Here is a 23312-nt window from a genome sequence, read left to right as displayed (position 1 = left end):
AACGGATCTTAAGCAGGAATAAAGAAAAGATATGGACGTGATTTTTCTCAATGGACCGAGCAGCAGTGGAAAAAGCACAATCGCTAAAGCACTTCAATCTCAGCTGGCGGGTTACTACCTGCACATTGGTATTGATACTTTTATCTCGATGATGCCGGATAAGGCAAACAGCCTTGGAGACGAAACTCAGCACGCTGATGGATTCTATTGGGAAAAGGAATGCTTAGAAGGTCGCGACGTATTTCGTGTGCGTAAGGGGCAGTACGGTACTCAGGTGAATGACGCCTACCGAACAACGGTTAAACATCTGGTCGAAAGTGGGCTAAAAGTGATCGTAGATGACGTTGCTGATGGGAATGAAGAGATAACCCTGTGGCGAGATGTACTCAAAGGAAAAGACTGCCTTTTTGTTGGGGTAATCTGTGAAGAGTCGCTTTTGGAGCAACGGGAAAAGTCACGTGGAGACAGAAAGCTGGGGTCGGCCAGGGAGCAGTTGCGCCGCGTACATAAAAATGTTGAATACGACATGTGGGTTGACACTAGCAAGGAAAGCGCAGACACAATTGCGTTGAAAATTGGGGCAAAAGTAGAGGCGCAAATCTCAAGAGAAAATAGGTCTTAAAAGAAAAGACGACTATAGAAACTAGGGGACAGAAATGAACATCGACAATAAAGAGGGTTTTGTAGATACGTTTCTTGAGCATTATCTCGACAGGGGTTTTGGTAGCCTGTCAAAAAGCGAAATCGATACCTTGGTGATGTACCTGTTGTTGGAACACAGCAATCTAAAACACAAATCCAATTTCGAGTTGAGTTTACAACTTCAAATTACTGAGTCGCGTATCAAAACCATCAAACACAAAGCCAAGTTGCTGTTTCTGGACAATGCAGACGAATTCATCAAGGCGGAGTTCTTTTCATTGCTGCACCAATCTAAGTTGCAGGGGGAGCGCAAACAAGGCGCGCCCGCCAAGATTGTCATGGTGATAGAAGATGCGTTTGTTAAGCAGGGTGTGCAGGCGAAATTGAAAGCTTTAGGGCACTTTGCAGACAACTCATTTAACAGCGAGATCGTAAAAATAACTCAGTCTTCATTTGTGGATCTTATCGATCACTTCTTTAGCCAAAGTGAGCGAGAAAAAATTCTGCAGGACGTGAATCAGGTGATTCCAGAAGAAGACTTCATTGATTTCAAAGCATTGTTACAAGACTTTCTATCTGGAGTGGCGACCAAATCGGGTGAGAAGGTTGTGGATTTAGGCGCTGTCTTCGCGACGGGTGGTGCAAGTGAAATCATTACACTGACCGAAACCATGAAAGCATTCTTTGGTAGTGACGAATAGGGACAATAACAGGGAGAAAACCGATGAAAATTTCAGGTGAATTTAAAGTAAAGCTAGAACCAATGGAGACGTTTGCTCAGGGTGTGGATGGCGTAAATCTTGGACGCATGTCGATTGATAAAGAATTTAAAGGTGAGCTTTCAGCGCACAGCAAAGGCGAAATGCTCAGTGCAGTGACGGCAGTAAAAGGCTCCGCAGGCTATGTCGCCATTGAGCAAGTAGTTGGAACCCTCGGTGGTAAAAAAGGAAGCTTCGTGTTGCAGCACTATGGCATTATGGCGAATGGGAGCGATTCGTTAATACTGGAAGTGGTGCCCAACTCGGGATCTGATGAGTTACAGGGGCTGGCGGGCAAAATGAATATCCGAATTGAAGAAGGTCAGCACTACTACGATTTTGAATACGACTTTGTATAAAGTGCACCTTGAATAAGTGGTAATGATACTCCACATGTTGCCCATTAAATTAGCTGTGCTAGATTAACTTCCTTAAATAAGCCTTTGAAGATGTTCATTTTAGGGAGAAAGCATGAACTACGTAGATGGAGTGCTACAGGTAGAATCATTTCTGGCGGTGACTCTGGGAATCATTGTTCTGTTCTTGGGTCGTCGCCTGACTCAGGCGAGCCACTGGCTAAGGGAATTCAGTATTCCTGAACCTGTCTCCGGGGGCATTTTGGTCTCCGTTCTTTTTGCTATTCTGCACTATGTGACTCAAGTGGATGTCGAATTCGATTTGGCGGCGCGTGATCTTCTTCTTGTCTACTTCTTCACCACTATCGGTATCAATGCCAGCCTGAAAGATCTCTTCAAAGGTGGGAAACCACTTATCATTTTGCTTACCATCACTATAGGGTACATGTTTATCCAGAACCTAACGGGTATTGGTATTGCGACCATGTTGGGGCAGCCGGATATCGTAGGCTTGTTGAGTGGTACGGTTTCACTGATAGGCGGACACGGAACAGCGATTGCCTGGTCACCTAAAATTGGTGAAAGCTTCGGTTTAAACACGGCAATGGAAATAGGCATAGCCAGTGCGACTTTTGGGCTGATCTTAGCCAGTATTATGGGCGGTCCCATCGCTAAATTTCTGATTAACCGTCACAACTTAAGCCCGGCTAAAGTCGAAAAAATGGACGTCGGAACATCGGCTGACAACCCTAAACCCAGTATTAATGCGTATGACTTTCTAGATGCGGTACTGGCCATCCATATCTGTGTGATATTGGGGGCATTTCTTAATGAAGCGGTTTCAGAATTCGGACTGGATTTGCCATTGTTCGTGACTTGTCTGTTCGCGGGTATTCTTATTTCTAATCTGATTCCGGACTCTTACCCTCGCTTAACCGGAACACGTTGGCCAAAACGTACCCCAGCCATCGCCCTGATAGCCGACATTGCGCTGGGAGCATTTCTGGCGATGTCTTTAATGAGTATGCAGCTTTGGGCTTTAGTTGATTTGGCTGGACCTATTTTCGTCATCTTAGGTGCGCAGTTTGTGGTCGCAATCTGTGTCGCTATTTTTGTTGTATTTCCGCTGATGGGTAAAACCTACGATGCTGCGGTTGTTTGTGCCGGTTTTGGTGGTATTTCACTGGGGTCTACTCCGACTGCGATGGCAAATATGTCTGCCGTTGCGCAAAAATACGGAAACAGCCATCAGGCCTTCATCATAGTGCCGCTGGTCTGTGCGTTTTTTATCGACCTCGCCAACGCTTTAATCATCCCATATTTTGTCGGATTACTAAGTTGATATATTTGATTTAAAGCTCATTAGTTGTTCTAAAATTGACCGTTTCAATAAATAAATTATGAATATGATTGGGTAAAGTTACATTTACATACAATATAGATATATTTTTACATAATCTATTTTGTATTTATAAAACATAAAGATATTAAGTTTTTTATAGTCAGAATGATAAACTGTTAATGTGATGTTACTCCCAATATTTTTGCAAATCAGTACAATTCTTATCCTGTAATTATTGGCTCACCGTGAAGGTGACGAAAAAACTGACAGGTACAAGAATGATTAATTTTGGTTTTAAGCAGCGAGTCATTGCGGTAGCCGCCTTGCTGCTTGTTTTATCCCTTAGCGTTTCACTCTACATCTCATATTACTTTTTAGCTCAAGATAAGCAGCAAAGTATTGATTACAGTGCGTCTTTGAAAACAGACGCAGTCAGTAACTCTATAGAAACCTGGATGAACAATGTCAGCCGTACACTACAGAATGTTGCTCCGACTTTCGCTACAGAGTATTCAGAAGAGGATACTCAATTACTTCTTAAACAAGTGGCAGACTCTTCTCAGGTATTTGCGATTGTTGTCGGTTTTGAAAACGGCAGCGCGTTTAGTTCACGCTCAGGTAAATACGATTCAAACAGCTATGACCCGCGAGTACGTGGTTGGTACAAACAGGCAAAAGCCAAGCGTAGTACGGTAATTACAGGTATTTACCGCGGATCGTCCACCAAAAAACTCATGGTGAGTGTTGCAGAACCCTTCTACGAAGGTACTGCGTTAAAAGGTGTTCTTCTGGCCGATCTTACGTTGGAAATCATGAATGAAAGAATCAATGACAATCTTCCAGAAGGCGCCATTGCTTCGCTATTTGACTCACAAGGTACTGTCATTGCTTCCTCGTCACCGAAAAGCACGGCGGGCGAAACCAACCTGTCTGATATTGCATCACTTGCTCCACACAAAACCACAGTTCTAAGTTCGGGTTACGGTTCATTCGTGTTCGACAGCGCGGGTCGCAATCGTATCGGTTACCACGACGAAGTTCATTTGGGTTACGGCGTTTCGTGGTATTACCTGGTGAGCGTAGATCAGGCAAAGGCATACCAAAGCCTGAGCGACCTTGTCTTCAACATGGTTCTGGTGGCTGTGGGTCTAATTATTCTCTCTGTACTCGGCATTATGCTGACACTGCAGATGCTGTTTAAGCCGATGAATCGTCTGCAATCTAAAGTGGATGACCTGACAAACGGTGACGGCGATCTGACCAAGAGTATCGACGTAACCAATGAAGATGAAATTGGCAAAGTAGCCATAAGCATTAATGCTTTGATGTCCCAGCTTCAGAACCTGATCTCCGACACTAAATCGCTGGGCAAAGACATCTCGACCAGCATGACTGCGTCGGCAGAAGGTGCGAATAAGGCGCAGAGCTTTATCGCTGATCAGATGCAGGAAGTGGATCAGCTTGCTGCGGCAATTGATGAAATGTCTGTGAGCGCCAAAGAGGTGGCAAACCACTCTCAGCAAGCTTCAACAGCAATCCAAAGTGCTAACGGCAATATCGAGAAGAGTGCCGTTCTGGTAGAAGATTCAGCCCAATCTACAGATGCACTGTCTCATAAAGTTCAAGAAGCCGTGTCCGTGGTGACGGAACTTAATCAGGCGACTAAAAGAATTGAGTCTGTGCTTGAAGTGATCAACGACATTGCAGATCAGACCAACCTGCTGGCGCTGAACGCCGCGATTGAAGCTGCAAGGGCGGGTGCGTCGGGTCGCGGGTTTGCCGTAGTGGCGGATGAAGTACGAACTCTGGCTCAGAGAACTCAGGCTTCAACAGAAGAAATTGGCACCATGATTGATGAGCTTCAGGCGGGGTCGAAATCGGCATTGGTGGTCATGGAATCAAGCCAGAAAGAAGTGGTTCAGACTCTGCAGCATTCACAAGACGCAGACTCAGCTCTGCAAGCGATCCGCCAGGCAATGGGACAGATCACCGATATGATTCATCAGATCGCATCTGCCGCAGAGCAACAAAGCATTGTAAGTGAAGAGGTCAACCGTAATGCTCAGAAAACCAAAGACATTTCTGTGAATGTTTCTGACTTTATGGGCAACCTGACGGGTTCAATCAGTGAGCAGCAAAAAGTGGTTGAGGAGCAGGACAAATTGCTGAGCCGCTTTAAGGTTTAGATCTTAACTGACTGAAATCAGAAGGCACGCTATGGCGTGCCTTTTTAAATTTCGGTTAACAGAGATTCGGCTTCGTTTAAGATGACCTTGCTCTCTGGCGGCTCGGTGATCGAGGCTGCAAACTTTCCAACAATCTTTCTGCCATCTTTGGCTTCATAGACCACTTCGTAAAATACTTCTGATATCAGAAGCTCCCCTTTCGCGGCATTCAGGCTTTTTCCTTTGGGTGGGTGACTGAACGCTTTACAGCGACAAAATACCTTTCTTCCTTCTTGTTGAGAAAGGACTTGTAGTTCGCGGATAAACTTCTCAAAACCAAAATTCTGCACTTCTTGATTGAGCGCTTTTGGCGCATACATCAAACCAAGTTTGGCTTCATCACCAAAGCCATGTCCCCAGAGGTGCGCTCTCTCAAAGCCTTTAAGAGAATGCCCGTTGTAACGCTTTTTGGAGGGGGAGGGCAGCTCATCTTTAAAGTCCATGCCTTTTTCTCCCCTTATTGGCGAAATAGAGGGTTTGACTTCCCCTGCAATGTCGAACCGAACCTGTTTGTTGGGGAGGATGAGTGCTCGCATCTCTTGTATTGCACCAGTGAGTCGGGTCTGTGCCCATTTTTTTTGGTCCAGCTTCATTGATAGCCAGATCTTGGCATTCTTAGGGGCAGCAGGAAGCCAGTCGCCTTTGTCTTTAATATCAAGGATTGCTTTGACGGGCTCGGTAGCACTATTCAGCATTTTTTTGGCGCGCAAATACGCCCCTCTCTTTTTTGCTGCTTTCAGGGCATCGGAATATTCAGAAACGGCTTTGCTCATGCCTTTGGTTGAGGCATTTTTCGACTTCATCAGTCGCTTTCTTAAGGACATGGTAATGGTGTCCAGAGCAATGATGATCTTAGAAATCTTGAGCGGAGGGGTAAGGTCTAACGCTTTAGCCACTTTTCTGCCAGCAACACCTTTTTGTACTTTGCTAGCCATTCATTTTCGCCATTTTCTGGAAGAACTTGCTGGTGAGATCCGCTGCTTCGTTGGCAACACCAGAGATTTTGGAAAACTTTAAAGGGGGAAAGAACATTTCAACCAGGTTGTAGACAAGGTAGCCAAAGTAGTAGCCAGAAGCGGCAGGGGTTCGGGATATGGCGTCTCCAATAGCGAACATCAGCTCATCACTGGTTTCCGTAAAGAACGTTTTTACCTCTGGGTAGAGTTCTTCGGTGAAAAGGTACCACAAGTTGTCCCACGGAATTTTGCGCAACACCGCGATGAAATCATCTGCGACTTCCAACATAAGATTGAAGGCATCACCCAGTTTTCCACCATGTTTAAATGCGCCAATGATCAATTGTAAAATTAGGGAAAGGGTATCAATAAAGCCAAGAATAGAGTCCACAATACCGTCCCATACCCCACCAAAAAAACCGATAAAGGTATCAATGCTTTCGTTGAAATCAGGGCGGTTTCTATCCATCCAGAGTAAAGCACTTTTGGCATGGGCAAGAAAAGAAGCAAACCCCGCCTTAAATCGCTTGAGTAGAAGGGTGAGTGATACCACCAACCCTTCTGCAAATTCGATTGCATCATCCAGTGTGTCCACAATGCCTTTGAATATATCCACAATCGTATCCATTGCACCTACCACCCAGCTTTCGAGCTCCTTTAGCGCGTAATCAATGGCGGACTGTATGTCACTGATCACCGACTCCATGGCGACTAGCATACTGTTCATACCATTATTGATGGTTTCACCCGCCTCCTGAACCATCTGGTTGAAATCCGCCGGACGCTCTTTTGGATGCCAGAGCTCTCTGGGCACGTGAAGATCGGACACCAGATCCTTGCTAAACCCGTCTAATATCTTGGAGAGCGACTCTAGCGATTCCACAATAAATAACTTGAAATCACTTTCCTCCGATTGTTCTCCGTTTTCAGAATCTTGCCCATCGTTTTTTAAATCCAGCAGAGTTACCAAACTGGTGGTGGCTTTGCCATCAAACATCTCAACAAAGATGGGCAAAAGATGAATAAGGCGACCACTCATACCCATGGAGTGCTCAAGTCGCTCGCCGGGCACGGTTAAGATGAAGAGTGAATTGGAAAGTACATCCCCTTCGTTAACTTCCGCGTAAATGGTGCCATCGGCTGCTGTATTGCCTTGCTTGTGGTAGTGAGCAAGTAACTCAACCGCGCTGCTCCCCAGATAGATATCATATTCATAACTTTCGCCGGGCTGCAGATTATTCAGCTTTCCCAAATACGGCACTTCGAGCACTTCGGGCGTATATGTCACCCGAAGCCTGAGCATTTTGGTTTTCCCCGGATTCAGAATGGTGTAATCACATCGTCCGGATACTGGCTGCTCTGACATCATTTTGTCGGCATAGTGATGAAGTCGCTGGTGTTCGTTCATAGCGAATTAGACTTCACTGTCGTCGTTAGACGCCGGTAACGGGGCGAGTCGGCTGTCACCCTGACCAATGCCTTCGCCATCAATACAAGGCAGACCGTTTCCAACCATGGCAGCCGCCTGATCCTGCACGATGGTAAGGTTAGTCGGCACCTTAGTATCCCAGGTTTCGGTGATGGTCGTTTCCTCTGCCTGCGACACTTCCTGAGCGATAGAAAGGTACAGGTCGTTCTCAGAATCCATCACTAAGCCCTGACCAAACCAGACCTGTCCGGTTTGCAGATAGTAGGTGACGGCATCTTCAAACCCCGGTCGCAAAGGCACCACAACCCGCGCCATTCCAGAGGTGATAAAGGCGTTGAACTTACGATTTTTGGTGACTTGCGCACTGAGTTTCGCCGTCCAGTCCCGCTTCTTCGCGTAGTAGTAGGGATACAGATGGTAGGCCATGTCATCCCAGTCAAACGCCTGCTCGAAAAAGCGCACCATTTCGCTGTGTTTGTCGAGCTTGTCAGACAAACGCAATTTGGGCAGCTTGCCTTCTCGTTCAATGTAATGATTCTTTGCAACCTTGATATTGAACGGTTCCTGAATCATATACATGGCGAGCTGACGCAACTCTTTCTGGATGATTTCGTTTTTGAATCTCGGGTTGGTGTTCGCGCTGCCGAGTTGAGCCTCATGCCGTTCCTTTTCTTCGTCATATTGCGCTTTCTGTTCGCGGTAGGCATCCATAATGTCGTTGAATGCCCGCAACTGCCATTCTCGATAAATACGTCTTCTGAGCCGGCAGTGCACCTCCACATGGCAGATAAACGAACGGTGATACCAAGGCAAAATCACCGAAACTGGAAGCAAGGTGCTAACGCTCGGCTCGAAGTAGCGTTCGGCTTGAATTTCTCCGTTCACTGAAACGCCCGGAATAGGGTCGATTCCTAGTTTTACGTAAAATCTGAGGGTAAACGGAATAGCATCGGAGCTGCCATCCAATTGCTGATGTCGAGTCGCATCTGAGAAGCCGGGTGTCCCCTGCGCTGCCACTTTAGCAAAGAAAGCGGTGTAGTTTTCAGGGATTTCGACTTCGTACGTTGAGGTAAGCACATCCTCGTAAGGAACATTATTTAAGTCTATCGGTTCGGCCAACGGCGGTTTGCTCTCGGAAAACCCACGCATCAAGGTGATTTGGTGCGGGGGTGGTGCTTCAATCGAAATACCGTAACGGGCTGCCAGCTTTCGGTAGTTATTACGGGTAACATCGTTTGGCACCTTCACTCCAAAGCGTTTTGGCTTTTTAGGGGCACGTTTGGTGAAATCATCTTCAGGCACAGCCAACTCTTGAGCCTGAATGAAGCGCTTGGCTGGCTCTGGAATGCTGAATTCAATCAGGGCACGCTGACCAACATGAACCAGACGGTGGCGATAGATTTTATCCAGCCAACGATAAATGCCAAACACATGGTCTTCGCCTGCTCGGTTATCCAATCCGTGCTTGTTGATTTCTTCATACTGATGCTGGCGCAGCTCTCGTCTTTTGCTGGTGGTTTTAGACATAATTTTTTGCTGCACGCGCTCGGTGACACTTTGAGCGTACTGCAAGGCTTGGGAACGGCTTTCCTGACGGGAGTGAGAAGTCGCAAACGTCATTGCCGTATTGGCATAAAACTGCAAATACTTAGGACCACCCGACACCCCCGCATTCACGTTAATGTTGCGTGAGGAGTCCTGTTCTAACACTTCTTCAACCGCAGAGCTGATTTCGTGTCTTGTTGTGCTTTCTAAATCCGACTGCTGCTCGTAGGCACTTTCGCTGGTCGCTTCGGTTTCAATTTCTGTCACATCCAAACGACGAGTCGTGCGCTCTTTGTATTCTCGTGCTAACAGGTTTTCAGTTCGGGACGGTTCTCCCGCTTCGATACACGCAAGTTCCTGTTCCACCCTATAAAAATCCACCATGCCAATTTGGTTTACCCCAAACAAGGTTGGAGGAGGTGTACCAAGTTCGTCCAGCCCTTCCGGTACCCATGGCAGAGTCGTTGATCCCGTCTGAAGCTGGCTGACTAACATCGTCGGCATAATAGTGGCAGTTTGAGAATCGGCGGTAGTCAGGTGCAAATCAACGTTCACTGGCTGGCGAGAAGAATCAGGTAAGTCAAACCTGAAAGTCTGAAAGCCACCGACACGTTCGGGCAAAGGTTCACCGCGTAATGTGCGACCGTTGATCTGGGCTTCTGCATTGCTGAGCATCGGATCACCCTGATCTCTGAAATAAGTTACATGAAGCTGCGATTCTCCTTCCTCTTCCGAGATCCCCGCCATAACAGCTCTGTTGGGAATGCGTTCTTCGACTGCGATCTCCGTGCCCATAACCAGAATGGTGCTTTCCTGCTCGATTTCATCATCATCTTCATCGGCTAGTGTAAGTTCGGCATCCTCCGACTCCCCTTCCACCATACTGAGTAATTCATGGGCATCCGCAGCATCCATAGATAAACGTTGAAATGTACGAGTTTGGGAAGAAGAAAGGCTTAGCGATAAATCGTCGAGTGAAACAGCAGCAGGTTGAAACACAGCCGTAGAGATATTTGCGGTTGCAATTGTGCTGGTGGTACTCGTTGCCGAGGTAGCTGGTGTAGAAGGAGAAGTGGGCTGTTGCCGAGCTCGCCCAATCCTTTTAACCTCGCGTCGGATCTGATCTTTTAGCTGACGAGTCTGTACTAACTTATCTGCGCGGATGTTTCGCTTATGGATGTTTTCCAGCAATCGGTGTTGCACTGTCGTGAGCCCAAAATCAGGTTCAGTACTGACGCGGTTATCGACAATCGCTGAAATCACTGCTCTGGCATTTTTTGCCAGTGTTAGCCTTCGGTGGATCTGTGCCTCTTCAAGGGAGTCGTCACCCCTTACATCTCGGTGAACCCTAAGGAAATGATCACAGGAGAGAATCGCAAGAATGTGTTCTATGGTGACCTGGCTGTATTCCACCCAAAGGCGGTGGATCAGATTATCCCACAATAAACTTTGCTCGGTAGGCGACAGCATACTGGGAGCAGCACTGGTTATCGCATCGTCGATTTCATCAAAAGAGGTGCGATAACGTTCGTCGTGTACCTCTCTGTGGAACTGAATCAGGCTTGCGAACTGAATTTGCAACTGTCCCAGAGAACGCAGATTCTGAAAGCTGTCGCTCAGTGAGCGCGCTGCTGCCTGCATGCGTTGTGAGCTGGAAGTGGGAAGCTGCGATAAATAGTGCGTGGCAGCATGCGCGTTAGCTGTCAGCCGAATGGCGAAATCCCGTTCATCCTGATGGCTGATCGTTTGGTGGTTTCTCGGTGTGGAGAAACTGAACACTGGATCTTTCATATCCCTGTACCGTGACGTTGTGTGAAGTTTTTATAAAACTTACGGTATCAGGGTTGGTTAATTATTAACCGTTTCGAATATGAGAAATGTTGAATGTAGGATCAGTTGATAGGGTAGTTGTCGTAATCGACTTTATTGTAAGTACCTGAATCAATTTTGATTGTGTGAAACTCAGCATCGCCTTCTGTATTTATAAAGTTCACCGCAATCCAGACCTGCCCATTTTCATCTATGGAATCGACCTCCCATAAATGGTCGGTATCGATCAGCTTGGAATAGATCTTGGAAGTGGTATACAAATCATGATTTGGGTTTTCAGCGGCTTCTGCCAAATCTTTCGGTAAAGTATGAACCTGAACGAGGTAACTGACGGTTTTCATTTCGTATCCACTAAGCTAGAAAAATGGCAATGTATCGATAGGCTCATAATCAGGCAATTTACCTTCGCCAAAAGTCATGTCACCCTTCACACAATCCAGTTCAGCAATCACATTCTTCCCTTTGCTGACGATGATCCCCGCTTCCGTCAGGTGCTCATAGCTGCCGTCTTCGAGCCTTTCTCCACGCATACTTCGACTGAAAACCGTGTACCCGTACGGACCGTTTTCAAACAACAGATACCCTGCACCACCACCACTGTAACCCTCATGGTATTTGGTGACTGGCGATTCAATCTCCATTTCAATTTTCTCGGGTGTACCAAAACGGTAGGTAATGGTGTCTTCGCTTGCGGTGCAGACAGACACGCTTTTCTTACCAAAACTGCACTGTTGGATCATCTGCTGTTCCGACTTACATAAGTTAGCAGCCATAGTGGTGGACAAAACAGGCAGTGAAAGAAACAGCACCAAAACTCGTTTAAACATACGAACACCCATAAGAGTAAATATCATCGAATTATAGGCGATTTGTTGCTCCGTTTATGCCGAGTTTCTGAACGAATTGCAGGCTTTGTTCAGTCGGCGCTAGAGGTGCTGGAAAGTCAATCTGTATCTTGCTGATTGTAGGTGGTTTCTTCTATGTTTGAGCCATGCTTAGCAAGTTAATAATGTCAATTCTGGCGCACAACATCCTTGTCGATAATATCTCCGACCTTGGAGAAAGAGAGGTTGTCCTATGAAATGTATTATCGCGCAAATGTGGATGCAGCAAGATGCCCAGTCTCAAATTGAATTGGTTCAGAATCTGGTCATTCAAGGAGCAAAGCAGGGACATCGTATTTTCGTATTCCCCGAACTCGCCGTCCCCGGCTTCAATCGCAAAGTTGTGGATTTGGCCACTCCAGAAAATTGCCATAAATGGGAAGCGCTTCTGTCTGAGTTGGCTCAAAAACATCAGGTTCACTTGTTTGTGGGAATGCCCAGAATCGATGGCTCCTACGTATACAATTCCTACTTTTGTTTTGCGCCAAGCGGTAAGAAAGTGTGTGTCTGGGACAAGATAGGGCTTACTCCAAGTGAGCAAACATTTTTTACTTCGGGCAATAATCGCCCTGTGATGCAAATTGAGGGGATAACCTTATCAGTCGTGCTATGTCGAGAAGTCTTGGATTTAAAAGAGGTTGAGGCTGAACTGTCGAATTCTGGTGTCGATCTGATCTTATGGCCAAGTTACATTGGCTATGACACACAAAAAAGCACGAATGGATTTGAAGGTCCAGTTTATGAACGTGAAGCCAGAGCGATGGCTAAGCGTTTAGGTGCCATAATGATTCAGTGCAATTGGCCAAACGGTACCAATGTGCCTGATGCGAAAAACATGGGGGGCAGCAAAGTCATTTCTGCAGACGGAGAAGAGGTGTACCAAGCTCTGTATGACAAGCCAGAAGTCTTTGTCGTTCATCCAACAAAGACGTCTGAAATTGCGGTGGAAATCTTATCTGATTTTACATACTAGGCTTGAATCACGCGATTAAAGATGACTCTTTGTGCCTCGGCTTCCCCCACATCCATAATAGAGAAACTGACGGGAGAACCCGGAGCTCTTTGCGCCAGTTGTCCTGCGCCTAAAGCGCTTAGCGAGCCAATTTTCGGATAGCCACCAATGGTTTGCCGGTCTCTCATTAAGACGATGGGTTGTCCGTCTTTGGGGATCTGGATGGCACCATAAGCGATGCCTTCAGAAACAATGCCGTCTCTCTCCCCGTGAATCGGTTTCCCTGTAAGGCGATAACCCATGCGGTCAATATTTTGTGATACTTCGTAAGTGCTTGAAAGCATGGTCATCAGCGCACTTTTCGGGAAAGATGCGCTTTGATATCCCAACATCACACCCAGCTCAAGAGGGGCGTTGTAATCCGGAATCGCCCATTTTGGCGTGCGGGATTTAATGTCTTTACGGGAGGCATTAAAATGGAGCACGTCCCCCTCTTTTAACGGCTGACCTTGAGTCAGTCCCCCAATTTTTTCCCGTGGAACAGAGGCAACGCTGCCTAATGTTTCTGCCAGTTGAAAGCCTCCGACAACCGCCAAATACGCGCGAAGCCCGCTGACTGGAGCATCAAAACTCAGAGTGTCACCCTTTTTAACCGCGTAGGTGTGCCAGGGGAGGATTTTCTGGTCATTCAGGCGCGCATTCAAGTCGGCACCAGTTAAGGCGACGCAGGTATTGGCGCTGGCCTGAAGTTCAAGTTTTCCCAGCGTAATTTCAAGCTGGGGGGCGTTTAACTCGTTGTCGAGTAACCGATTTGCCCAGCAAAATGCATGTTCATCCATGGGACCCCCAGTGGTGATACCCATGTGTTGGTAACCATAGCGTCCTAAGTCCTGAATTAAGGTAAGAAATCCGGGCTTGATGACATTAAAGCTCATCGAAACTGCCTCCTAATTCCAGAAATTCCGGTTTAGACACTGACCGAAACCGGACGTAGTCACCGACTGCAACTTTGGCGAGTCCGTCACTTTCCCAATCGATCATTTTGGTGGGGGTTCGCCCAATGATCTGCCAACCACCGGGAGTTGGACTGGGATAAATAGCGGTTTGGTTGTCGGCAATCCCGACACTGCCTGTTGGTACCTTTAATCGTGGAGTTGACTTACGTGGCGTGGCAATGCGCTCATCCGTTGTGCCTAAATACGCAAAGCCCGGGCTAAATCCTATCGCATATACCTGATACAGCTTTTCGCTATGAATTTGAATTACCTGATCTCGACCTAGCCCATTGTGTTCGCATACCTCCTCGATATCGAGCGAGACTTCTTCGCCGTAGTAAACGGGCAGATCAATCACGTTGGATGCCTGAGTATTGGTATGAGCCGACTTGATGCCTCGCAATGCTTTTTTTAACTGTGCGATGATGGCGAATCGGTCGGTTTTATTTACGTCATAGCACACCAAAATCGAGGTGTATGACGGAATGATATCGACGATCTGGTCACTTAATTTTTGACGAAGACGACCGATTGCCCAACTGACTTTTTGGGCGGTTTGTTCACTGATGGTATCTCCAAAATAAACGATGCAAGTCATCTCGTTGACAGCTTCAATCCGCATTAGGCAGACCTCCTCATCACAGCCGCCGCTTGGCAAACACTTGCTGCATGTTCGCCGTCTCCATGAACGCATATGGTATCGACGTCAACCGCAAGTTTTTTCCCCGTAATGGTGGTCACGCAGCCTTCTTCTATGATCTGGCAGATCTGGTTCCGAATGCTCGTGAAGTCGTGGTAAACCGAGCCGCTAACAGTACGGGGCACTAGGTAGCCATCGTCGTTGTATGCACGATCGGAAAAGGCTTCAAACCAAACTTCGATGCCATGCTCATGTGCCATGGTGCGAATGATGTCGTTGTTGGGTGTAGCCATCACCACTAATGGGCAAAGTGGACGCACTTTACGTACCGTTTTCATGATGGTGGACAGCATCTGCTTGTCTTTCATCATTTGGTTATACATAGCGCCATGGGGTTTGATGTAGCTGACTTCTGTCCCGTATTTCTGGCAAATCGCATCCAATGCTCCAATTTGGTAAATCAGCATGGCTTCGAGTTCGTCGGGCTGGCAGTGCATGTTTCTGCGACCAAACCCCACTAAATCTGGGTATCCGGGATGGGCACCAATCTCGACAGTGTTTTCTACCGCCAGTCTTACGGTAGTGTCCATCGTTAGCGGGTCTGAGGCGTGAAAACCACACGCAATATTAGCCATATCGATAAACGGCATGACGTCAGAATCCTGTCCTTTGGCCCAGCAGCCAAAGGACTCACCCATATCACAATTTAGTTTCATTGGTTTTTCTCTTAAATAACGCTCGTTATCTTTGTGTCATGGTGGTGGGCAGGTAAGTGACGATGTCTGGGAATATCGTGATCAACACCAGCCCAATTAGTATCAATAAGAAGAAAGGCAAAGCCGCTCGGGCAACATACAAAATGTCTTTTCCGGTAAGCGCTTGAATGACAAATAGGTTAAACCCTACAGGCGGTGTAATTTGAGACATTTCCACCACCAGTACGATGAAAATACCAAACCACAATAAGTCGATGCCCGCTTGTTGCACCATCGGCATTACAACGGCAACCGTCAGTACTACGACCGAAATGCCATCCAGAAAACAGCCGAGAATCACAAACAGCACCGTGAGGTAGAGCAGGAGTTCAAAGGGGGATAAGGTGAATGTCGCAATCCACTCCGCCAGTGCACGAGGGATACCGAGAAAGCCCATCGCCAACGTCAGGAAGTGCGCGCCGACTAGGATCAGCCCGATCATACATGAGCTTTTGACCGCCCCGAGCAAACTGTCCAGAAAGTTATCCATTGATAACGAACCGGTCGCTTTTGCCAACACGATAGCCCCGAAGACGCCCAATGCAGCCGCTTCTGTTGGTGTGGTTAACCCGCCATAAATTGAACCCAGAACGAATAGGATCAGCCCAACGATAGGCAATAATTTCTTGAGCGCCGCCAGTTTCGCTGAAAAAGAGATTTGCTCTGAGTTGTGTGCAGGTAAGCCGTCTTTATTCATTAAGGTCCAAAGTGCGGTATAGCCCATAAACATGGCGACTAACATGAGACCCGGAAGGGCTCCTGCAATGAATAAGCGACCAATGGACACTTCCGCGGCGACACCATAAACAATTAAGATGATGGAAGGAGGAATCAGTAGCCCCAATGTACCTGAACCCGCGAGTGTGCCGACTGCCATTTTTTCGCTGTAGCCCTGGGCTTTGAGCTCGGGCAAAGTCATACGCCCAATGGTGGCAGCAGTGGCAGCAGACGATCCGGAAACTGCCGCGAAAATGCCACAACTGAGCACATTCACATGCAGCAACTTTCCTGGAAAACTGCTCAGCCATGGCGACAGCCCTTTAAACAAGTCTTCCGATAATCGGGTACGGAAAAGCAATTCACCCATCCAGATAAACATGGGAAGAGCAGTCAATGACCAACTGGTGCTGCCTCCCCAACTTGAGGTAGCAAAGAGCAACCCGATTTGCTCGTTTCCCGTTAGGTAGAGCCCAAAGACCCCAACGCCGACGAGTGCTAACGACACCCAGATCCCTGCGGCGAGCATGAGAATCATCGTCAGGGCAAGAATGATAGAAATGATTGAAATATCCATGTCGGCTTCCTTTATTGTGTTTCGCCTTCATGGGCTTTGTATGTCGGTGTTTCGCCTTTCAGCGCGATGATCAAGTTATCAAGCACTGCGAGGTTGAGCCCTATCATGCCAATGGCAACGGGCACCTGAGGGATCCATAACGGGATAGGAATATAGCCATGGGTGACTTCTTCGAAATCGTACGATTCCCATACCATGTGGGCACAGTAGAAGCTCATGAATGTCACTAAAAGGAACGCAAAAATGAGTATGGCGATTTCCTGATACTTCTGAACACTCGCAGGTAATCGCTGAATCACTAACGTGACACGAATGTGTCCACCTTCGCGAAAGGCATATGCCAGCCCAAAAAAGGTAGACGCTGCTAGTGCATAACCGGAAAAGTCTTCCGCTGAGGGGACAATAAACCCAAACATTCGACCGATAACCTGAGCCAGTATGATCAGCATCATAAGCACAATGCACAGCCCAGAAGAATAGCCGGACAACATGTATAGAGTGTGTTTAAACGTATTCACTGAAAAACCTCACAGCAATACCTAGGGTCTGTTTATTTTAAAAACAAGGCTCCACCGAGCAGAGCCTCTCGTATTATTGGTTGTACTTGTTGAGTACCGCTTTTACTTCTTTTGGTGCTTCCTGTTCCCATTCTTTAGTCATGGTCACACCAATAGCTTGTAGTTCAGCGATCAGCTTGTCAGACGGTTGAGTCACTTTGATGCCGTTGTCCGCCAGAATGGCTGTGTCACGTGCTTCGCGCTCTACCACCAAATCCCAAGCTGATTTTTCTGCTTTTTCAGCGGCCTGGCGAATCGCTTGTTGTTCACTTTTGTTCAAACGTTTGAATGCACGCTTATTCACCACGACAAAGTTTTTAGGAATCCACGCTTTTACTTCGGTGAAGTGGCTTAGGTAATCCCACGCTTGCCCATTGGCACCAGTAGAAGGTGAGGTGATCATGGCGTCGATGATTCCAGTACTAAAAGCTTGTGGAATATCAGGAAGCTGCACAGTTGTTGGGGTGGTGTTCATCAAATCCGCAAGGCGAGAAGTGGATGGGCTGTACGCGCGCATTTTGCTGCCTTTCAGATCATCAAGCGAATTGACTGGCTGCTTGGTGTACAAACTTTGGGCTGGCCAAGGCACAGTGTATAGCAGCATCAACCCTTCTTTGCTGAGTTGCTTTTCCACTTCAGGCTTCGCTGCTAGCCACAGTTTTTTCGCCTGTTCGTAGTCAGTGGCTAAGAATGGAATGTTGTCGTGCTTGAAGATTGGGTGTGTGTTACCCATGATGCCAATGAAGACCTCGCCCAGTTGAACCTGACCAGTTCGAACCGCACGTGGAATTTCTGGGTGTTTCATCAAAGAAGCACCAGAGTAGACAGTGATGTCGATGTCACCATCAGTGTAGCTCTTAATATCCTTAGCAAATTGGTAGGCGATTTGTGTGGGTAGATGTCCGTCACCATAAGGAGTGGGCATGTGCCACTTTGCTGCCATGGCTCCGTGAGCAGCCAGACCACTGAGCAATACTGCTGCGGTTTTTGCTATCCATTTCATGTTGTGTATCTCCATTTTTATTTTGCTTTTGTATGTTTGCCTAACGGGAATCGGGGGATTACAGAACCGCCAGTTCGTCGTTAAGGCAATCTGTGATGAGCATTTTTCCGGGTACGTGTGTGATCGCAATCGGTGGTTTGGCGTGTGCAATTGCCACCTGCGGGGTCACACCGCAAGCCCAGAAAACAGGTAGTTCGTGCGGGTGTACCTCTGCCGCGTCACCAAAATCTGGTTTCGATAAATCGTCGATACCGATCAGTTTAGGATCCCCGATATGAACAGGGGCACCATGGGCTTTTGGCAGACGAGAAGTCACCTGAATAGCGCGAATGGCGTCTGCGGCTAAAAACGGGCGCATCGACACCACCATGTTTCCGTGAAACCGACCACTCGCAGTTGTCTCTATGTTGGTTCGGTACATAGAGACATTAGTGTTGGATTCAATGTTTCGCACCGTCAGACCTGCGCGCTCTAATGCGTCTTCGAAAGAGAATGAACACCCTAGAACAAAGGTGACAAAATCCGACTGCCACAGGCTATTGATGTCGGTGACGGTTTCAGTGAGCTTTCCATGGTGAAAAACATTGAATTCGGGCACGTCGGTTCGGATGTCAATGTCTTCACCTAAAGTATTGAGGAGCGGGTAACCTGGCTGCGAGACCGCGATTAGTGGGCAGGCGACAGGGTTGTTTTGACAGTATCGAAGAAAGTCATTTGCCCATTCTTGAGGGAGAATGACGATGTTGCCTTGAACCAGTCCAGATGCCACACCGCTGGTGGGTTGGTTGAATTTACCAGTTCGGATTTGTTTTCTGACTTCCGAGGCTTGAGCAAACAGCTGCGACTTGTACGCAGAAGGTTGAGAATTCTTGATGAGCATTTCGCAAAGCAGTCCGTTGTTAATGAAATGTAAATCAAGTGTTGCTCTGTTAGCGCATTAAGTCCAATTATGGTTTTTTAAGTCTGGCGATAAATTTTATTTATTGGCATTGAGTTCGAACTCAGACGCGACATTCACCGCGATGTCAGCTGCCAGCTTGGCGGCACTGTTAAATGGAACCGATGGATAAGAGGCAGTGAAGCTAAGCGCTGAAGGCTCCCATTTTGCATTCAATTTTTTGAGTGAACCCGCTGCGATTTCAGGAGCGACCATAGCGTAGGGCAGTGACGAAATTCCGATTTGGTCCTGAGTCAGTTTTAAGCAAGCAGAGAGGGAACTGGATGAGAAGAAACGCGCGGGAAGTCCATCAATCTGCATAAACTTTTCGCTGATTTCGGTGAACGGGCGCGTGTTGCGTGCGTAAGTGATAATGGGATATTGAACCAGTTCTTCCAGCTCAATGGTTTTGTCTGGCAAATCCAGTTGAGTGCTGGCGATCCAAACTAACGGGAACTGGCATAATTCCAGGTTGTTGACGGTCGGTTCGGAAACCGGACCCATTAAAAAAGCAAGATCCAAGGAGCGATCAAGTAAGCCATTACGAAGATTTCCAGTCACATCCACTGTCATATCTACGTCCAGGTTAGGCAATTCTTGGTGCAAAACTTTGAGAAAATCGGTGAGCCAAGTATGAACAATCGTCTCTGATACCCCCAAACGCAGAGTGCCAGAAAGCAGCCGACTGATATCTGCACGCTTGTGCATTTGCTCTGCCATATAGAGCATTTTTTCTGCGTAGGGTAAGAGTTCTTTGCCTTGCGAAGTCAATACGATAGGGGACGCATCGCGATCAAAGAGTTTTACGCCGAGCTCTTCTTCCAAACCTGCAATACGAGTGGAAATAGCAGGCTGAGTCGTAAATTGCTGCTCAGCAGCTTTGCGAAAGCTGCCTAACGTGGCGACAAGTACGAAAGTTTCGATGCGTTTGAAGTTCATTGTTCTTCCTTTAGGGTCTTTTCCAAACTTAATGAACGAACAGAGCCTCTGCAAGATTCTTGTTATTTTAATAGGGTCTGTTGACCTTTCGAGATGATTTTTGCAGTAATTTGTGGGTTCTTTATACAAGGCAGCGCTTATTCGGTGTAGTCGCTCTACATCAATAAGCGGTAACGCAGTAGAAAGGAGCCACAAATGCTGCCCGAAGGGTTCAACTAGGCGTCCCCGGTCTATACCCTTTACTCTTTGTTGCAAGGTATTTGCTTAGAACGACTAAGCGAAAGACCTTGCGCCGCGATTAAACCACATAGAACTCGAACAAAATTTAACCGCGAAAGGTCAACAGACCCTAATTAGGGATGTGACTGAGCGGACAAAGTGAAAATTAAGCTCGCTTCCTGAGAAAGCGAGCTCGTTGAGTTGATGTGCTTAAGGGTTACCATCAATTTCTGCGGGAATATAGTGCTCTGCTTTTAGCTCACACATTTCCGGTAATACCGTAGCAATCGAAATGGACGACCAGGTGCCTGAAACAATGCCGATAAACATGGCGCTAGCAAACCCTTGCAACGGTGCACCACCCATCAGCCATAGCGCACCAACAGTGACCAGCGTGGTACCTGATGTCACCATGGTACGCGAGAAGGTACTGATCACCGCTGAGTTGATCACATCACTGGTTTTCCAGTCCAGCTTTGCCAGAATCTGTTCCCGGATTCGATCTGCAATGATGATCGAATCATTCAACGAATAACCCAGTATCGCGAGTAACGCAGCAAACACGGTTAAGTTGAACTCTTGTTGGGTTAATGCAAAGAAGCCCAGTACCACAATCACGTCGTGGAACAGCGCCAGAAGTGCACCGCTCGCCAGTCTCCATTCAAAGCGAAGACAGAGATAACCCATAATGCAAAGCATGCTGACCAGAATCGCCATGCCCCCCTGATCAAATAACTCGTCGCCAACTTGCGCGCCAATCATACTGCTGCTGATCACTTCGGCGTGGGTATCCAGTTCAGCTAAAGTCGATTTCACTTGATCTAGAGTTGCGTGACTTTCTGAGGAATAACGCAGTGTCCAGCGACCCAGTTCTCCCCCTTTGACGATGGAGAGAGAGTCGCCAACGACTGGGCCAAGAGACTGAGTCAGCTCCGTTTGGCTAACGTCTGATAACAGGCGAAATTCACTCACCATTCCACCGGTAAAATCCAGCCCTAAATTCAGCCCTCTCACTGATAAAAGAGCGATGGAGATAACCACCAGAGCAATAGAGAAAATGCTCGTCCAGCGACGAATTTGAGTCATGTTGTTTTGAATATTCATACTGAACTCCTATACGCGAACGTCACGGCGGGCATCCTGCCCCCAAATGAGGTTGATAATTGCGCGGGAAAGGAAGATGCCCGTAAACATGCTGGTTAGAATCCCCAGCCCCAAAGTGAGTGCAAAGCCCTGAACCGGGCCATTACCAATGGCGTAAAGCACCACGGCGGTGATTAAGGTGGTGATATTGGCATCCATGATGGTGCTGACAGCACTGTTAAAGCCGAGGTTTATGGATTGTGCGAAACTGCGCCCTTCGCCAAGTTTGTCTTTAATGCGCTCGAAAATCAGGACATTGGTGTCTACTGCCATGCCAACCGTCAATACCAAGCCAGCTATTCCGGGCAGGGTAAGAACTGCCCCCGGAATCAAGGCAATCAAACCTAACAAGCAGATCATATTGCTGAGCAACGCAAGGTTGGCAACCCACCCTAATCGGCGATACCAGACCGCCATAAATGCCAGAGTAAGCCCCATGCCCAGAGCCAGAGCAGAGAATCCGTTTTCGATATTTTCAGCCCCTAACGACGCCCCAATAGCCTGTTCTTCTACAATGGTGACTGGTGCAGTTAATGAGCCAGCACGAAGCAGCAGCGCCAGTTCTTGCGCGTCTTGCATGCTGCCAGCCCCTGTTATCTGAAAGCGCGTACCTAGCTGACTTTGAATGGTTGCCACACTGATTACTTTGTCTTGCTTACTGAAGTTACCCTGTGCATCAGACACATACTCACTGAACAGGGTTGCCATCGGCTTACCAACATGAGTCGCTGAAAAATCACTGATGTCGCCGCCGCCAGCCAGATCAAGAGAAATGTTCACCACGGCGCGTCCCATTTCATCTAAGCCTGCTCGGGCATCCACAATGTGTTCACCTTTCACTACGGGCTTAGAGACCAGTCGCACTCGGTTTCCGTCTTCATCTAACGCGCTAAAAATCCGACCTTTTGAACTTTCGGTTTCCACCTCGTGAAACGCCAGACTGGCGGTAGCGCCAATCACACTTTTTGCTTGAGAAGGATCTTGCACTCCTGGTAATTCGATTCGTATGTAGTCGTCTCCCTGACGCTGCACAGACGCTTCGGTAATACCGAGCTCCTCTATTCGCGACCGAAGGATGCTGAGGTTTTGCTTTAGTGTTTGCTGAGCAAATTCATCGATGCTTTGTTTTGGCATCGACAAAACCAGTTTGTTGGATTGCCCATGTTGTTGCCATTGTGGAAACGCTTCCTGAATCGCTTTCCCGATCTCGCTTCTGGAATCTTCGGTTTGTGTGGTGACAGTAATTTGATGATCAACAGAGTGGCTGATCTGAATGCCCCGAATGTGCAATTTTCTGGCTGTAGTACGAATGTCATCCGCTAAGGTTTGCTGTTTCTCATGCAAAGCTTGGTCAACGTCCACTTTCAATAAAAACTGAACGCCGCCACGCAGGTCTAACCCTAAATCGATGGGCTGAAAGCCCATCTGGGTTAACCAGACTGGTGCGACTGACTGGTAAGCCAAAGTGATTTGCGTTTCTGCGCCAAGAGTAGGGAGCAGAGCGGCTTTGGCATTGGTCTGGTCGTGCTCACTTTCAAGCAGCACCACCATTTGATTGCCAGTTTCAGTGATTTCGCGAACAGGAATATTGTGATGTTTTAGCTCAAGTGAGACCTGTTCAATACTCAGATCTGCTTTAGGCTGGTCGATAATTAACGCGGGCTTGTCGCCATACCATGAAGGCAGGGCGCTTAAAGCCAGTAAAACAATAGCGGTAAGAAGCACTACGTATTTCCAGATGGCGTAGTGATTCATTCGCTCGGGCGCTTTCGCGCGAGTGCGTGGAGAAGACATAGTCATACCTCTTTGATGCCGAATGCCAACGCATACGGCACGACATCAGGACTGCCTGATATCGCAATAAACTCATAAAAAAGGGAAGTGGACGCAGGTGCGTCGGGAGTTTAGATG

Annotated in this window: 21 protein-coding genes; 6 read left to right on the top strand and 15 right to left on the bottom strand. The window is 47.5% G+C overall.

Going from position 1 to position 23312, the window contains the following annotated elements:
- Positions 1-31 precede the first annotated feature (31 nt).
- The 5 genes from INR79_RS27720 (at position 32) to INR79_RS27700 (ending at position 5284) form a co-directional block, all read left to right on the top strand.
- A complete protein-coding gene (locus INR79_RS27720) occupies positions 32-622 on the top strand; it encodes a chloramphenicol phosphotransferase CPT family protein (RefSeq protein ID WP_223098221.1) in 591 nt (196 codons plus the stop codon).
- A gap of 34 nt (positions 623-656) precedes the next feature.
- Entirely contained in the window at positions 657-1343 is a 687-nt protein-coding gene (locus INR79_RS27715; protein WP_223098219.1) for a hypothetical protein, read from the top strand.
- Between the two features lie 23 nt (positions 1344-1366).
- Positions 1367-1759: a DUF3224 domain-containing protein gene (locus tag INR79_RS27710; RefSeq protein WP_223098217.1), complete on the top strand. Its 393-nt coding sequence runs from the start codon at positions 1367-1369 to the stop codon at positions 1757-1759.
- A gap of 112 nt (positions 1760-1871) precedes the next feature.
- Entirely contained in the window at positions 1872-3098 is a 1227-nt protein-coding gene (gene gltS / locus INR79_RS27705; RefSeq protein WP_004402802.1) for a sodium/glutamate symporter, read from the top strand.
- Positions 3099-3376: 278 nt separating this feature from the next.
- Positions 3377-5284 carry a methyl-accepting chemotaxis protein gene (locus INR79_RS27700; protein WP_223098214.1) on the top strand — a complete coding sequence of 636 codons (1908 nt, stop codon included), beginning with the start codon at positions 3377-3379 and terminating at the stop codon, positions 5282-5284.
- Positions 5285-5328: 44 nt separating this feature from the next.
- Here the strand turns inward: INR79_RS27700 and INR79_RS27695 are convergent, their stop codons facing one another.
- The 5 genes from INR79_RS27695 to INR79_RS27675 form a co-directional block, all read right to left on the bottom strand.
- On the bottom strand, positions 5329-6258 hold the full coding sequence (locus tag INR79_RS27695; RefSeq protein ID WP_223098211.1) for a polymorphic toxin type 4 domain-containing protein: 930 nt from the start codon (positions 6256-6258) through the stop codon (positions 5329-5331).
- Entirely contained in the window at positions 6251-7687 is a 1437-nt protein-coding gene (locus tag INR79_RS27690; RefSeq protein WP_223098208.1) for a hypothetical protein, read from the bottom strand. Before INR79_RS27690 ends, INR79_RS27695 begins: the two co-directional genes overlap by 8 nt.
- Before the next feature lie 6 nt (positions 7688-7693).
- Positions 7694-11044 carry a hypothetical protein gene (locus INR79_RS27685; protein WP_223098205.1) on the bottom strand — a complete coding sequence of 1117 codons (3351 nt, stop codon included), beginning with the start codon at positions 11042-11044 and terminating at the stop codon, positions 7694-7696.
- A 101-nt stretch (positions 11045-11145) separates the two neighbouring features.
- Positions 11146-11424, bottom strand: coding sequence for a hypothetical protein (locus INR79_RS27680; protein ID WP_022591472.1), 279 nt, complete (start codon positions 11422-11424; stop codon positions 11146-11148).
- Positions 11425-11439: 15 nt separating this feature from the next.
- On the bottom strand, positions 11440-11910 hold the full coding sequence (locus tag INR79_RS27675; protein WP_223098202.1) for a hypothetical protein: 471 nt from the start codon (positions 11908-11910) through the stop codon (positions 11440-11442).
- Positions 11911-12160: 250 nt separating this feature from the next.
- On the opposite strand from INR79_RS27675, the gene INR79_RS27670 reads away from it, so the two are divergent.
- Positions 12161-12940, top strand: coding sequence for a carbon-nitrogen hydrolase family protein (locus INR79_RS27670; RefSeq protein WP_223098199.1), 780 nt, complete (start codon positions 12161-12163; stop codon positions 12938-12940).
- On the opposite strand, the gene INR79_RS27665 is transcribed toward INR79_RS27670, so the two are convergent.
- The 10 genes from INR79_RS27665 to secD all read right to left on the bottom strand — a co-directional run bounded on the left by INR79_RS27665 (position 12937) and on the right by secD (position 23195).
- Positions 12937-13854 (bottom strand): biotin-dependent carboxyltransferase family protein, encoded by a 918-nt coding sequence (locus INR79_RS27665; protein WP_223098196.1) that lies wholly within the window; start codon positions 13852-13854, stop codon positions 12937-12939. The genes INR79_RS27670 and INR79_RS27665 overlap by 4 nt on opposite strands.
- Entirely contained in the window at positions 13844-14536 is a 693-nt protein-coding gene (gene pxpB, locus INR79_RS27660) for a 5-oxoprolinase subunit PxpB (protein ID WP_223098192.1), read from the bottom strand. Before pxpB ends, INR79_RS27665 begins: the two co-directional genes overlap by 11 nt.
- Entirely contained in the window at positions 14536-15270 is a 735-nt protein-coding gene (locus INR79_RS27655; protein ID WP_223098189.1) for a 5-oxoprolinase subunit PxpA, read from the bottom strand. The genes pxpB and INR79_RS27655 overlap by 1 nt, the downstream gene beginning before the upstream one ends.
- A gap of 25 nt (positions 15271-15295) precedes the next feature.
- Positions 15296-16603: a TRAP transporter large permease gene (locus tag INR79_RS27650; RefSeq protein ID WP_223098186.1), complete on the bottom strand. Its 1308-nt coding sequence runs from the start codon at positions 16601-16603 to the stop codon at positions 15296-15298.
- Positions 16604-16614: 11 nt separating this feature from the next.
- Entirely contained in the window at positions 16615-17094 is a 480-nt protein-coding gene (locus INR79_RS27645; RefSeq protein WP_223100338.1) for a TRAP transporter small permease, read from the bottom strand.
- A gap of 100 nt (positions 17095-17194) precedes the next feature.
- Entirely contained in the window at positions 17195-18163 is a 969-nt protein-coding gene (locus INR79_RS27640) for a TRAP transporter substrate-binding protein (RefSeq protein ID WP_004402823.1), read from the bottom strand.
- Between the two features lie 58 nt (positions 18164-18221).
- Positions 18222-19043 (bottom strand): putative hydro-lyase, encoded by an 822-nt coding sequence (locus INR79_RS27635; protein ID WP_223098184.1) that lies wholly within the window; start codon positions 19041-19043, stop codon positions 18222-18224.
- A 96-nt stretch (positions 19044-19139) separates the two neighbouring features.
- Entirely contained in the window at positions 19140-20039 is a 900-nt protein-coding gene (locus tag INR79_RS27630) for a LysR family transcriptional regulator (protein WP_004402826.1), read from the bottom strand.
- A 429-nt stretch (positions 20040-20468) separates the two neighbouring features.
- Positions 20469-21362: a protein translocase subunit SecF gene (gene secF, locus INR79_RS27625; RefSeq protein WP_223098182.1), complete on the bottom strand. Its 894-nt coding sequence runs from the start codon at positions 21360-21362 to the stop codon at positions 20469-20471.
- Positions 21363-21371: 9 nt separating this feature from the next.
- A complete protein-coding gene (gene secD / locus INR79_RS27620; RefSeq protein WP_223098179.1) occupies positions 21372-23195 on the bottom strand; it encodes a protein translocase subunit SecD in 1824 nt (607 codons plus the stop codon).
- Positions 23196-23312 lie beyond the last annotated feature (117 nt).

The organism is Vibrio sp. SCSIO 43132 (genome assembly GCF_019904195.1).
Classification (GTDB): domain Bacteria; phylum Pseudomonadota; class Gammaproteobacteria; order Enterobacterales; family Vibrionaceae; genus Vibrio; species Vibrio nigripulchritudo.
The sequence above is the reverse complement of the archived record's forward strand: the minus strand, read 5'-3'. Positions and strand labels throughout refer to the sequence as shown.